Source organism: Streptomyces sp. NPDC111606, assembly GCF_055656945.1.
Map to the genome: position 1 here is coordinate 1 of NZ_JBVKBY010000032.1, position 13,242 is coordinate 13,242.

At 68.0% G+C, this 13,242-nt stretch carries 7 protein-coding genes and 3 pseudogenes; 4 read left to right on the forward strand and 6 right to left on the reverse strand.

Annotated elements, in window-relative coordinates:
• Positions 1-1,633: 1,633 nt before the first annotated feature.
• Together ACZ7M7_RS44720 and ACZ7M7_RS44725 are read right to left on the reverse strand one after the other, a co-directional pair.
• Entirely contained in the window at positions 1,634-2,785 is a 1,152-nt protein-coding gene (locus ACZ7M7_RS44720; RefSeq protein ID WP_472127581.1) for a winged helix DNA-binding domain-containing protein, read from the reverse strand.
• 302 nt (positions 2,786-3,087) lie between these two features.
• Positions 3,088-4,101: a pentapeptide repeat-containing protein gene (locus tag ACZ7M7_RS44725; protein WP_472127583.1), complete on the reverse strand. Its 1,014-nt coding sequence runs from the start codon at positions 4,099-4,101 to the stop codon at positions 3,088-3,090.
• A gap of 466 nt (positions 4,102-4,567) precedes the next feature.
• On the opposite strand from ACZ7M7_RS44725, the pseudogene ACZ7M7_RS44730 reads away from it, so the two are divergent.
• From ACZ7M7_RS44730 to ACZ7M7_RS44740, 3 genes and pseudogenes are all read left to right on the forward strand, one after another.
• A pseudogene (locus tag ACZ7M7_RS44730) lies at positions 4,568-4,831 on the forward strand (ATP-binding protein); the annotation flags it as partial.
• A 78-nt stretch (positions 4,832-4,909) separates the two neighbouring features.
• Positions 4,910-5,854, forward strand: a complete 945-nt coding sequence (sigJ, locus tag ACZ7M7_RS44735) for an RNA polymerase sigma factor SigJ (protein WP_472127593.1) — start codon at positions 4,910-4,912, stop codon at positions 5,852-5,854.
• 171 nt (positions 5,855-6,025) lie between these two features.
• Positions 6,026-7,234 carry an NAD(P)/FAD-dependent oxidoreductase gene (locus tag ACZ7M7_RS44740; protein WP_472127585.1) on the forward strand — a complete coding sequence of 403 codons (1,209 nt, stop codon included), beginning with the start codon at positions 6,026-6,028 and terminating at the stop codon, positions 7,232-7,234.
• Positions 7,235-8,224: 990 nt separating this feature from the next.
• Here the strand turns inward: ACZ7M7_RS44740 and ACZ7M7_RS44745 are convergent.
• From ACZ7M7_RS44745 to ACZ7M7_RS44760, 4 genes and pseudogenes are all read right to left on the reverse strand, one after another.
• Positions 8,225-9,235, reverse strand: a complete 1,011-nt coding sequence (locus tag ACZ7M7_RS44745; RefSeq protein WP_472127587.1) for a DUF2278 family protein — start codon at positions 9,233-9,235, stop codon at positions 8,225-8,227.
• A 62-nt stretch (positions 9,236-9,297) separates the two neighbouring features.
• Positions 9,298-10,278, reverse strand: a complete 981-nt coding sequence (locus ACZ7M7_RS44750; protein WP_472127589.1) for an endonuclease/exonuclease/phosphatase family protein — start codon at positions 10,276-10,278, stop codon at positions 9,298-9,300.
• 227 nt (positions 10,279-10,505) lie between these two features.
• Positions 10,506-10,620: pseudogene (locus ACZ7M7_RS44755) on the reverse strand (DUF2975 domain-containing protein); the annotation flags it as partial.
• 179 nt (positions 10,621-10,799) lie between these two features.
• A pseudogene (locus ACZ7M7_RS44760) lies at positions 10,800-11,485 on the reverse strand (esterase/lipase family protein); the annotation flags it as partial.
• Between the two features lie 764 nt (positions 11,486-12,249).
• Here ACZ7M7_RS44760 and ACZ7M7_RS44765 point away from each other — a divergent pair.
• Complete coding sequence (locus ACZ7M7_RS44765; RefSeq protein ID WP_472127591.1) at positions 12,250-13,077, forward strand: SAM-dependent methyltransferase; 828 nt, start codon at positions 12,250-12,252, stop codon at positions 13,075-13,077.
• The last annotated feature ends 165 nt before the right edge of the window (positions 13,078-13,242 follow it).

Sequence of the window (13,242 nt, forward strand, 5' to 3'; positions counted from 1 at the left end):
CAACGCTGGGCCATACGGGGGACTCACTGACACCCCGTCACACTTCTGCGCGCGTGTCGGGCATTGACAACGCACGGCGCGACGACTAAGACGCCGCCCCCAGACACTTGGATCTGCCCTGATCAGCGCCTCACAGCAGGAACTGTAGCGGGCGCACCCAGTCACCACGGACAGACTTGCCGAAGCCGCCGCGCAAAGACCGCAACACGGCCATCGCAGCCAGAGACCAGGACCATGACACCCCACGCGGCTGACGACAAGTCAAAGCCTGCGGGTATCACCGGTACGGGGCACCATCACCCCAGGCCCGACTATCGGCGCTGCCGAAACCCGAGCCCAGCCCTGGCCCAGGAACAGCCCACCGCACGGCGCGTACCCCGGCACGGGAAAACGCCGTGAGCGCTTGCGGCTGAAGTCTCGGCCGCGAGCCCTGGCCACTCGCGGCCCAAAACTGAATCCTCACCCTTCCCCTCGCCGGTCGCACCGCAGCCTCCGCAGCAGGGGGCGGCAGTCGCGCCAGTCACCGGCACCCAGCCGCGACCGTACCCACCCAGACCAAGCCGTAGAGGCGGCGCCGCTCCTTCCCGCTCCACCCACGGCCACCACCAAGGGCGACACGGCACTGCCAGCTCTGCGGCCGCCGGTCTCATACCAGCCACCGCCGCCACCGTGACACCTGCCGCGGACGGTGCTCGACCTCGTGGCGCTAACGCCAGCACCAACCCGGCGGTCCCCACAGCGACCACCGGCGCTCCTGCGGTAGCCGACACCCGCCGTGACGCCAGCGCAATGCTCGCCTCCCAGCCGAGGCCGATTTCAACAGGGCCTGCCGAGCGGAAGGCCATCCGCCGCGCCGCTGGGCTCACGCAGGAACAATGTCCCGCATCGCTCCCCCCCATGGGTCTGGCGATGTCGGCTACGGCGGCTTCGCGCTGGCCGAAGGACAATCACGTCACCCCGAACGTAGGGCTCCGGCGTTGCGACAAGGTCAGGCTGCGGGCAGACGGCGACTCGCTGAGGTGCCCCAGTCGTCCACCTTGGCGATGGCGTCTCGCGGTGGTCTGCCAGCGGGTGGTGCGATGCCGGGCACGGTGCAGTCCTGACCACGCAGGCACAGTTCCTCGCGCGCCCACATCGCGCGGCGGTGGCCGGTCAGCGCCCCGGGCAATTCCGCGACACCCCGCCAGACCCTCGGAGCTGCGCAGGGACGTGGCTTCGGCACTGCGGCCAGCTCGCCGGCTGCGATGCTGGAGTGCGCCGGTCAGGAGCGAACCGGCGGGATTGCCCAGGCCGGCAAGGATGGGTGGTGAAACGTCAGAGGTCCTCCTCGGGCAATGGCGAGTCGGATCGTCGGGATGACACCTGGCGGCAGGTGCTGAGCACCTTGCATGGGTGTTCCGACGCGCTCAAGTTGTCGCTCCCCTCCCCCCGGGACGCGTCGACCTGCGCGTTCCCGTGGCTGGGCACCGTGGCTGTGGCTGTCGAAGCACGTCACTTGTCACCAGCCGGCGCGCAGGGAGGCTGTTGCCGTCCAGCCTCTCAGAGGCGCCGCGCTGACCTCCGCAGATGGCGCCGGGTTTGTGTCAGGGAACCTTGAGCGGTACCGCTCAAGTCCGAGCGGCACATCAGCTGGTCACAGCATCCGTGCCTCGGTCTTTGGGAGCTTGGCCCACCAGTGGTGGTAGCGACTGTAGACCTCCGCCTCGCGCTCGCCCAGGAGCGCCTTCAGGGATTGGGCCTCGGCGGCCAGTCCGTCCCAGGTGGCGGGCGACAGGGAGTGGAAAGCCGTGGCCTCGATGCCGCCTTGCACCGGGCGCCATACACCGGCGACATAGCCGTCCACCAGCAAGGTGGGCAGTACGTCTCCGTTGTTGCGGATCACCAGGGGGCGGTAGGCCGGGGGTATCACCCGGCTACGGTCGGCGTAGGCAAGCAGGATGCTGTCCCACATCGCCATGAGCCGGGGCGGAGCGGGAGTATCCGCGGGCGGGCGGGGGGCGGCCGGGAGGTCGAACAGCGCGGTGCCGTCCGGCCCCTGGACCTGCTCGATGGTGCCGTCCAGAGCGGACAGTGCCTGGCGGACGGGTGCCCGCTGCACCATCGCGAATTGCGCCACGTCGGCCACCGACGCGGGCCCAAAACCTGCCAGATAGCGCAGTATCAGGGTCTGCAGTGCCTGTGGGTCCACCGCGCGCCCCGCGGGGACGGGCTCGGTACCCGCCGCGACGAAGGACGGCCGGAGGCCGAATGACCACGGCCCGCCTGTCGGGGCATGGTGCAGCGGCGCGTAGGCCTTCAGCCCCCACCACGCCCCGTCCTTCTTCTCGACACCAAGCCGCTCCTCGACCCACGCCTGCATTTGTGCCGAAGTCCGCGGCCGGCAGGCGAAGGCCAGCAGCTCCGGTACCAGTTCGTCGGCGTCCGCCGGGGTCAGCCCCGCGTCGGCGAAGCGGAAGCCGAGCCGGGAGGCGTACAAAGTGGGCTGCATCGCCGCGCGAAAGACCGGATAGTCCCCGGCATGCACGGCGTGCAGGGTGATCCTCATCAGGGTCGCCTTGACGACCGCACGCCCGCTGATGGCGGCATCGAGTTCGGCCGGAGCGAAACCGGCGACCCGGTTCCACAGCGCGAGATACGGCGAGGCCGGATGCTGCGCCTGGAGCGCGACCACGCGCCGCACCGCATCGGCAACGGTCAACGGCTCACGCTCCAGCAGCAGCTGACGGCTGAGGGTCGCCCGGTTGAGCTCGCGCGCAGTGATCACAACAGGGCAGGCTACCGTCATGCTCCGGACCTGACAGAGCCTCATGTTCCCCGTTCGGCGAACAGGAACCCGCGTCCGCCAAGAATCGACGGCATGCGCTCATGGCCCGCTGCCACCGGACACCGGGAAGAAGGGCCGGGCACTCGCCTGCGGCCTTGGGAGCGGTATCAGGGTCCGGATCTGCCTGGCGGCCCGGGGGGCTCTGCGCGATCAGGACACCGCTGAGGAGGGAGTGACGCCGGGTCAGGCGGATCGTGGTCGCCGCAGTCTTGACCGGCGCGTCCCTGGTCAGGGCGTGGACCGCAGCGGCGGTGCCTGCCACGTCATCCCGGGCGGCTGGAGTAGGGTGAGGGCTCGGGGCCGGGGTCATCGGTGTCGACGACTCCGGCGGCCGTGTGGTCGAAGTCGGCGGGCCAGCGGGTGTGCGTGCTGGCCAGGGCGCCGGTCAGGCGAGCTTCGACAAGGCTGGCGGTGCTCAAGTCGGTGCCGCGCAAGTCGGCCATGCGGAGGTCGGCGCGGTGGAAGACCGCGCCGTGGGCGTCGGCCTTGCGCAGGTTCGCCTCGCGCAGGTCGGACTCGGTGAAGTCGGCGTCACGCAAGTCGGTCTCGACCAGCTTCGCGGCCCGTAGGTCGGCAAGAATGCAGCGAGCCCGGCGGAGAATCGCAGTCGTGAGGTCGGCGTGCCGCAGGTTGACCGAGACCAGGGACGCCTGGGTCAGATTGGCGTGGTACAGGCCCGCCGCCTCCATGCAAGCGCGGTCGAAGTTGACCTCGGGGAACCACAGCCCGTCGCAGTCGGCCCGGCGCAAGTCGGTGATGCTGAGGTTGACCCAGGACTGCTCCCGGTGCCGGCACAGCACGCCGAGCGCGGTCAGCGCCACCTGGGCGTCGGCGGCGCGGGTCTCCAGGGGTGCGATCTCGTTGATGGGCAGGTCTGCCGCCGGTGATTCCGGCCCGGCGGGCGGCCAGGGCAGGTGCGTCCGCAGATACGCCGCCTGGATGGAGATGATGGCCTCACGGTCGCGGGCGGACTGCTCCGCGATCCGCCACAGCGCGTGCAACCCGCCGATGCGCACGTCCAGCTTGTCACTGCCGAGCTGGTCGACGGCCCGGCTGAATCGATCGGTGACGTAGCCCTCCTGGGTGGCACGCAAACCGTCCTGACTCACCCGCAGTTGCCGCCAGGTGGCGTACGCGCCGAAGAGCAGGACCAGGCCGCCGACCACCTGCAGAAGCGTCGTGCGGACATCGTTCACCGCCTTCAGCCGATCCTGCGCGGCGACGCTCGCCCCAGCGAGATCGTGGTCGACCACAACACCCGGCAGGACGACGAACACCGTGCCCAAAATGACCAGCCCCGCCCCGGCCAGCAAACCTGCAGCCGCACGACGTCTGACCAGAGCGTCGTGCCATGCCCGCCGCCCGCGGTCTGGTTCCCCCATCTCCATGGGCATGAGAGCCTAGGCGCCGCCCAGAAGACGATCAAGAGTGCTGTGCCGCTGGCCATGACATGAGAACGGCCGTACGGGTTGGGTGAGTTGTGAGGCTTGCCTGAGCCCGTGCGGCCTGTTGCCATCCTGCCTGCTCCGGCATCTCGCGCGCGTACTTCGGTGAGTTACTCGAAGAACTCGCGCCCCGTTAGCGCAGGCCGCGCGGGAGTCGGCACTGCACGAGCGGTGCATCAGCCCGGTCACCGATTGGACCTCGACCTCGACGGACGTGCGGGACAGGCGTGCGTCGAGTTCGCCGAGGTCGCGGGCGGGTCGAGTCAGCGAGGCGGGCATCCCGGTGGGGGCGGGCATCGGGCCCACCGCTGCCGCCTGCGACGGCCGGGCCCGTGCCCTGGCCGCCCTGCTCGCCGGCGCCGACTACCGCGCCGTGCCCCCGGTCGGCTTGCAGGAGGCCTCGTTCTGCCTCGGGCTGCCCGGCTAGGTACGGCCGGGCCTCGTACCAGAGTTCACCCAGCACCAGGGCTCGGAGGACTGGGCCCTGGGCGGGGCCTTCACCACCTGCGAGGTCGGCGACCCGAACGGGATGCTCGTCGGGATGGACCTGGACTGCGGGACGCGTTCCCATCAGCTCCGAGACGCTGCCGAACCGGTAGACCTCGCAGGCATGCGGAGGCACTCGTCTAGGATCCGGTGCATGGCGCTGACGACGCACGACGTGGACCGGTTCCAGGCGACGAGGCCCCGTCTGGAGGCGATCGCCTACCGTCTCCTCGGCTCGGCGAGCGAGGCGGAGGACGCCGTGCAGGAGACGTTCCTACGGTGGCAGGCGGCCGACGTCGACCGGATCGAGGTGCCTGAGGCCTGGCTGACGAAGGTGCTCACCAACCTGTGCCTCAACCAGCTCACCTCGGCCCGCGCACGCCGGGAGACCTACGTGGGTCAGTGGCTGCCCGAGCCGCTGCTCGCCGGCGACCCGATGCTCGGCCCGGCCGACACTGCCGAACAGCGCGAATCCGTCTCGTACGCGGTCCTCACCCTGCTGGAGCGCCTCACTCCCAACGAGCGGGCGGTGTATGTGCTGAAGGAGGCCTTCGACTACCCGCACCGGGAGATCGCCGACATCCTCGACATCAGCGAGGCCGCCAGCCAGCAGATCTTCCACCGCGCGAAGAAGCACGTGGCGGCGGGCAAGGCCCGTACGGAGATCGACGAGACGGCGGCACGGCAGATCGTCGAGGAACTCCTCGCGGCTGCCACCAGCGGGAAGACGGAGCCGCTGGTCAAGCTGCTCACCTCGGATGCCATCGCGGTCGGTGACGGCGGCGGAAAGGTCCCGGCCCGCGCCAAGGCGTTCGAGGGTGCCCTCGCGGTCGCGAAGTTCATGCGGGGCCTGTTCAAGCCGGCCCCGGTCAAGCGGGCCCTGGTCGGCGGCTCACCCGAGATTCACATCTCGACGGCCAACGGCGGCCCGGCGATCCTGGCGGTCGTCGACGGCCGGGTCGTTGGGATCATCTGCCTGGAGCTCGGCGCGGACGGCATCGTGGCGTTCCGCAGCCAGGTCAACCCCGACAAGCTGGAACGCGCGACTGAGGTGTGGGCGGCCACCGAGCACGGGCAACCCCTGTTCCACGCCTTCTGACGAACGCCGTGCAAGGGCTGTCCGACGCCCTTCCACGAACCGGGTCACACCGTCCAACGAGGGTGTGACCTGCTTCACATCCTGTTCCTGTCAGGAAAGCGCGGGCTGCCCGGTTCAAGGGGCGTGACCGAACAAGAACGAGCGTCGCACCCGCGCAGACAGGAGCAGGAAATGCAGCACCGCATCATCGTCCTCGGAGCCGGCTACACCGGGGCCATCGCCGCCGGGCGCCTTGCCAAGCGGCTGCACCGCGAAGACGTCGCCATCACCCTCGTCAACGCCGAGCCCGACTTCGTGGAACGCGTCCGGATGCACCAGCTAGCGGTCGGCCAGGAGCTCAAGCCCCGCCCCTTCGCCGAGATGTTCGCAGGCACCGGCGTCGAGGTGAAACTCGCCAAGGTCACCGGTATCGACGCCGACCGCAGGGCCGTCACCGTCGTCGAAGCGCACGGCGCCGGGGAGCAGGAACTGGAGTACGACACCCTCGTCTACGCCCTCGGCAGCGGCTGGAACCCCCAGAGCGTTCCCGGCACCGCCGAGCACGCCCACGAGATCTCCGGCCGCCCCGGAGCGCTCCGGCTGCGCGAGCGGATGGCCCGGCTGGACGCGGGACAGCCCGTTGTGGTCGTCGGCGGCGGACTCACCGGCCTGGAGGCCGCGACCGAGATCGCCGAGACCCGCCCGGACCTTGACGTCGCCCTCGTGGCCCGCGGCGGCTTCGGCGACTGGCTCTCCGACAAGGGCCGAGGACATCTGCGAAAGGTCTGCGCCGGGCTCGGCATCACCGTGCACGAGCACACCGCCGTCACCGCCGTCGAGGCCGACCGCGTCCTTACCGACGGCACGTCCGTCCCGGCCGCGGTCACCGTGTGGGCCACCGGCTTCGCCGTCCACCCGATCGCCGAGGCCAGCACGCTGGAGGTCTCCCGCACGGGCCAGATCGTGGTCGACGAAACCATGCGCTCGCTCTCGCACCCCGAGGTGTACGCCGTCGGCGACGCGGCCCTCGTGACGGGCCCGGGTGACAGGCCGCTGCGGATGTCGTGCGCCTCCGGCGTCCCCACCGCGTGGCAGGCCGCCGACGCAATCGCGGCCCGCTTGACCGGCGAAAAGCTCCCGAAGGTTCCGATCCGCTACTTCCAGCAGTGCGTCTCGCTCGGCCGCAAGGAGGGCCTGATCCAGTTCGTCACCGCGGACGACCACGCCGTCCCCAAGGCACTCACCGGCCGCCTTGCCGCCCTCTACAAGGAAATCATCTGCAAGGGCGCGGCCTGGACCGTCGCCCACCCCACCGCGGGCATGCCAGTCCGCCGCCGCCGAACGGTACAGCCGACGCCGGAGCCGTCGATGTCGCGCGCACACTCTCTGTCGACGCGCTGAGGACAGCACTGCACGGCAGCCGAGGCAGAACCACCTGGTTTAACTCCACACTCCCACGCGCCGGATGGACACTCGGTCCGGGTCGCCCCCCAGACGCCCTTGAGGCGCGGGCCGGCCCGGACCTTTCTCCATTCGTGTCGAAGCCATGGTGCGGGTTCCTCACTCTCATGTAAGCGGTGCGCACCCCACGCCCAGATGGAAAGGGCCATCGCCACCCGCCATCTCATCGGGGGGCCGTGGGCATCCTCATGGGCGGCCACCAGCTCACCGAAGAGCAGGCATTCGATGTCCTGCGCCACAACTCCCCAGGAGAACAAGGTCAAGCGTCGCGAGGTCGCCCGCCTCATCTGCGAGCGGGGCAGCGTCTCACGACCTCAGGCGGACGGCTCGCCCGGCACGTTGGCTGAGCCAAACAAGCCTGAGCCGCTAGTCCCATGGGAGCGCTGCTGCTCCAGGCCTGGGACGACCACACCTCCGGCACCCCGAGGTCCCCGTACAACCGGTGGCGCTGATCGGGTTGAGGGTGCTGGACACCGTGGCGAGCGGATGATCCGTCTGACAAGGCACGGCGTTCGGGACACCACGCACCATCTCCGTACAAGGTGCGGGCGGCAGAGCGGGCAACCTCGGGCGGAGGTCGGTAGGCCCTTGCCCGGGAGTGCGGCAGGCACGGAAGGTAGTCAGCACCGTGCCCAGTTCCTCGTTGCCGGCGTACTGCCGCGGTGCCGGCATCGCGACCGTCTCCACCGCGTCCAGGTGCACGAAGCATGCACGGATCGCTTCATTCAGTGCCGGATACAGCGCGTGCTGAGCCTCCGGCAGGCCCCCGGCAGGAGTATCGGGCAGGGAGCTCGCCATCCGCGTACGAGCGAGCCATGTACGACCTCGCACTGGAGGTGGGAACGTCCGCGTTGAGCAGGTGTCGAACTCCCGGCCCTGAATGGCGCAGGCGAGCAGCCCGATGACGTACTCCACCAGCACCGGATGCGGTCAGAAGGACACCGTCCACCCCTCGCGACGCGCCTCGGCCTCCGTGTACGAGACACCATCGACCTTGAGCCCGGACGGGTCGAGCAGGGTGATCGCCCCACCTCGGTTGCCGAGAGCGAAGCCGTTGCCCCCCCGCACGACCACGGTGGCTCCTGCGGCAACTTGCTCCGCGGGCAGTGGGAACATGTGATCGTTCTCGTCGGCAAGTTGCCAGCCGTTGAGGTCGACGGATTCGGGTGAGGCGTTGATGAGGGTCACCGTTTCCCGCTCGGGTGCCGGGCCATCGGGGTTGACCATGGCGGCCAGGATGCGCACTTCGGCTTCGCGCTGGACGGGCCGGGCGGGCGCTGTCTCGATGGGGTGGCCGGTTTGTTCGTCGGTGTGCCAGGCCTGGGACTGGAAGGCCAGGAACACGGCCACCCAGCGCGATTCGGCGGGGAAATGGAGTATCAGCGCGCCGTCCTGCCAGACTCCGTTGCTCGAACGGAAGCGCCCTACGCTGCCCTGGTTCATGTGGATGTCGTGCACACCATTGCCGGGCTCGAAGCCGAACACCTTGTCGCGCTTGTTGCGTTCCGGTCCCCATCGCTCGCCGAAGAGGTACAGGGCGGCCGTTGGATCGCCGATGGCACGCTCGATGTAGTGGTCCAGCCTGTCGGACAGGTCGTTGTCGGGGCCGATCACATCGGGAGGCAGCTCGCGCATCGATTCCGGGGTGAAGAGATTCCCGCGGATGAAGTCCAGGCTCGCCGTGCCCGGTCGGGACTGCAGCTCCGTCCATCCACTCCCTGCCGGGGGAAGCTGCGCGGTCACGGGATGCCGGAAATCGTCGATGGCCAGGAACAGCAGCTCGGAGGGAGACTCCTGGGACAGGACGTTGATCGCACCGCGGTAGTGCGTGCCCCTGCCGTCGGTGAGGTGGAGCTGATAGTGCGGGGTGTCGTCGGGCGCCCCTTCACGGCGCCGGTCGACGACCCTGCAGGCCAGCACTCCGTAGTTCTTCAAAGGCATGAGTCTTCCCTCCGCCGGTGGTCGATCCGGAACAAAGCCGGTATGGAAAAAGGGGAAAGAGGCTAGAGATCGAGGACCACCCAGGCGGGATCGTGATCCGATCCGTCACCGCCATGCCGGGTACGTCGGTCGATGTGAGAGCTCTTGTGTCGCGTCGTGAGGCTCTTGCTAAGCCAGATCTGGTCGAACAGCTCGTACTTGGCGGGCTGTCCGTTCTCCTTGAATCGATGGGTCCACGACCCGGAGGCGGGCGGCGGCGGATCATCAGGCTTTGGTGCTCGGGTCTCCTCCGGATGCGCAAGCGCCTCCGTCAGGCTCAACTGATTTGCAGGCTCGGCCAGTTTGCTGAGTGTCGGTGCGTCAGGCGTGTCGTTCATGTCGCCCAGCACGATGTAGCGACCGTCGGGGCGGGTCCGTTCGCCGATGATCCGGACGATGGTCTCCGCCTGGCGGGTGCGTCGTTCGTCGGCGCGGCGCTTGCCCTCTTCGGGGTCGGTGTCCCGGTCGACGAACTGGCTCTTGAGATGGTTGTTGAAGACGGTCAACAGGTGCTTGTCGGGGTCACGGGGATCCAGGATGTGCACTTCCAGCAGGTCCCGGCTGAATACGCGTTCACCAGGCACGTCCGGATGGACCGCGTGCTGCCAGGAAGTCACCGCCCCCACCGGGAACTTGGACAGAACGGCGATGTCAATGAGGCGGGGATCATTGCCCTCGATCAGCGAAAGGTGCGGGTAGGCACCGTCAAGATGTTGAGCAACGAAGAAGCGCAGGGTGTCGATGTCCTCGACTTCCTGCACCGCCAATATGTCCAGGTCCATGGCACTGATCCGCCGGGCGAGCACCTTCTGTTCCTCGGGGTCTATGCCCTTGACCAGCTTGCCTTTGTACCTACGGATCCGCACGCTCTTGGGGTCGTCGAAGACATAGCTGGAGGTGAGCCGTCCCTCGTCATCAACCGGATGGACAGCCGATATCTCTGCCCGGAAGTTGAACCGCGAAAAGAGATTGTTGAGGTTGAATGTTCCTACGGCGACGTCCATGGTGAACTCCGAGATCGGCCCTCTGGCCCCCTTATCGCCTCGAACATGTCGAGCGTAACCCGATCGGCCGACCGGCGAAAACGGAGCCGATGCCCTTACTGTTGAATCCAAAACCGGGCGAGTTCTCTCCCTCTGCCACAGGCCGACCTGATGTGAGGAGGGCCATCCACCTGTGGACGGCCCTCCTCACGCCCGCCCCCTCCCGCGGCGGTGGTCTTGCTTCTCCGCGCATTGAGGGCCGTGAGCGTCGAACCACACGAGGACAACCGCCACGATTGCGCCGATCACGCGGTCGACGTACCGGAAGGCGTTGCGGGAGAACAGGGTTCCCCGTCGCAACATCTCCGCCGGCGAGACCACGACGAAGGCCCACGGCATCGGCGGGGGATCCGGAAAACTGAGCCTTGATCGTTCTTCCGCCGTTCCGGCCGAAGCGCCGCATACCAAGGGCTCGCCCCCCTCTGCTCCCCCACCCCCGCCGTGACCGCCAGGATCGCCTGGGCGCACGAGCGTGTGCCACTCACCGCGATGTGGCCGAGACAGGCGGTCCGGGTATTCATCGCCCCGCTCAGGGAGACACTGCTTTCCGGGTTGATGATGGTGTGGCAAGGCGACCACCAGGTGCCGTAGCGCGGGGTGCCCGGGAACTCGTCGCCGGAGTTCAGCGACGTGAGGAAGGTGGACCCGAGGCGCCTCTCGAAGCTGGAGGTGTAGCCGCATCCGTTGGCCCAGTCCGTGCCGTGATTGGGGCCGGCCCGCGAGACCCAGGCGTCGATCTTTCCGGTGCCTCTCAGGTTTTTGGCGTAGTAGCGGCTGGACAGCCCGCCCATGGAATGGGTGACGATGTCGACCTTGGATGCGCCGGTGGCCGCGAGCAGGCAATCTACCTCGGCAGCCAGTTGCTGGGCGGTGGTGGCGTTGGACTGTCGCCAGTCGTAGCTCACTGGTCCAGGTAGGACGACGGCCAGCCATCGGTTCGGAATTCGTCGGCCATGGCTTTCCAGTAGGAGCCGGACGAGCTGTAACCGTGGACGAACGGGACGGGGTGACTGGACGGGCCGAAAGTCGATGCTTCGGCGCCATGGACCGGCGCTGCGGATGTGAACGCAAACAGAGCGTTCGCGGGGGCGGAAAGCACGTACTTGTTCAACACGTACCTAGCCGTGCAGGATTCGACACAGGCCGATGACCTGCATTCTCGCTCCATGCAGTAGCGTTTTTCAGTGCGGCCGTCGTTCAACCGACCCCACACCTCCGTCCGTGCGCGGCCCGGACACCTGCCCCGATCCAGGCCGCCAGGCGGCGCCGGCAGGTTACCCCCCGAGCCGAAGCCGAGTTCCCGGGGCGGGTACTTTCATGGGACGCCGGCTTGCAGCGCGAACACGATGCCGGACAAGGCCTGACGGTCGGTCACTCGTGGCCGCCGCGCCGCCAGATGCGGCGGTGGCTCGGGCAGCAACGGCTCAATGAGTCGACCACAGTTCGTCCCACACGATCCACGGTCGCGACTGACGCTTCTCCATGCCCCGAGCACCTCAGCATGTGACCGAAGTTCGCAAACAGTGGCCCCGCCGACGGCAATCCTCACGGGACGTTCATGCCGACGTCCTCTCGCGGGCTTTGGTAATACCGGTCAAAGCCTCCCGACGCGGCTTGCATTGGACATCCGCGATGTACTCAGATTCTGCCATCGGTGCTGACAGCGGGGGTCCGTACACCAGGTGCTCCGGCCCGCGACGCCAGCTCCTAAGCAAAGCTGCCTCAGAGGCAATGCCAGATTCATCTGGTTGGTCCAATAAAGGTGGGCGCATGCTCTGGAGCCCCCCGATGCGTGGAGGCTCGCGGTGTCTTGGACGCCGCGGGCCGCCGTACCTGGCCAGACGAACGGGGCGTGCGACATCGGATGTCCCTGGTGGCCCTTCCGTTCCCAGTTCTCAACCAGCTGGCCAGGAGGGGCTGTTACGGGCGAGGATGGCCGTCATGACGAGCGAAGGCATCTCGATCGACGCCACCAAGCCCAGTATCGCGCGTGTCTACGACTATCTGCTGGGCGGAAAAGACAACTACGCCGTAGACCGCGAGATCGGCGATGTGTTCAAACGCGACCTTCCCGGCTCGGTGGCGATCGCCTTCGCCAACCGCGCAGCGCTGACCCGGGCGGTCGAGCAGATCGTGACGACCACCGACGTCGGGCAGTTCATCGACCTGGGCAGTGGCCTGCCGACAGCCGACAACGTCCACCAGGTCGCGCAGCGGCACGCTCCGGACTCCCACGTGGTGTACGTCGACAACGACCCCCAGGTACTCGTCCACGGCCGTGCACTGCTGGAGCAGAACGACCGCACCCGCGTCGTAGCCGCCGACGTCCGTCACCCCGAAGCCGTCCACCACCACCCGGACACCCGAAGACTGATCGACTTCGAACGCCCCGTGGCCGTCGTCCTCAGCGCCATCCTTCATCACGTCAACGACGACGAAGACCCGGCACGGATCGTCCGCTACTGGCGCGACCACGTGCCTTCCGGGAGTTACTTCTTCATCAGCCACTTCCGTTCCGGCAACAACGCGGAAACCAGGGAAGCCGAGAAGATCCTCCAGCAGACATTCGGCCGCGGCCGGTGGCGCACCGACGAGGAGATCGAGTACTTGCTGGACGGCCTCGACATCCTCGACCCCGGCATCGTTCCCGCATCCCTGTGGCGCCCCGACGTGATCAGCAACCCGTGGAACAACGCCGGCACACGGGACCTCACCGTTTGGGAGCACCTCATCAGCGCCGGACTCGCCCGCAAGCCCTGAACCACCCCAAACACCCGGGTCCGCAGCACAAGTCCGCGCGCCGCGGGCCTCACCCTCCACGTGCGGAGGGCTAACTGATCGTTTCAGAATGAAGTTCGCTGTGGGGCTTGGCAGTTGGGTGTTGTGTCGGCAGGATCTGTCATGTGTCCGCTGAGCTTGTGCCTG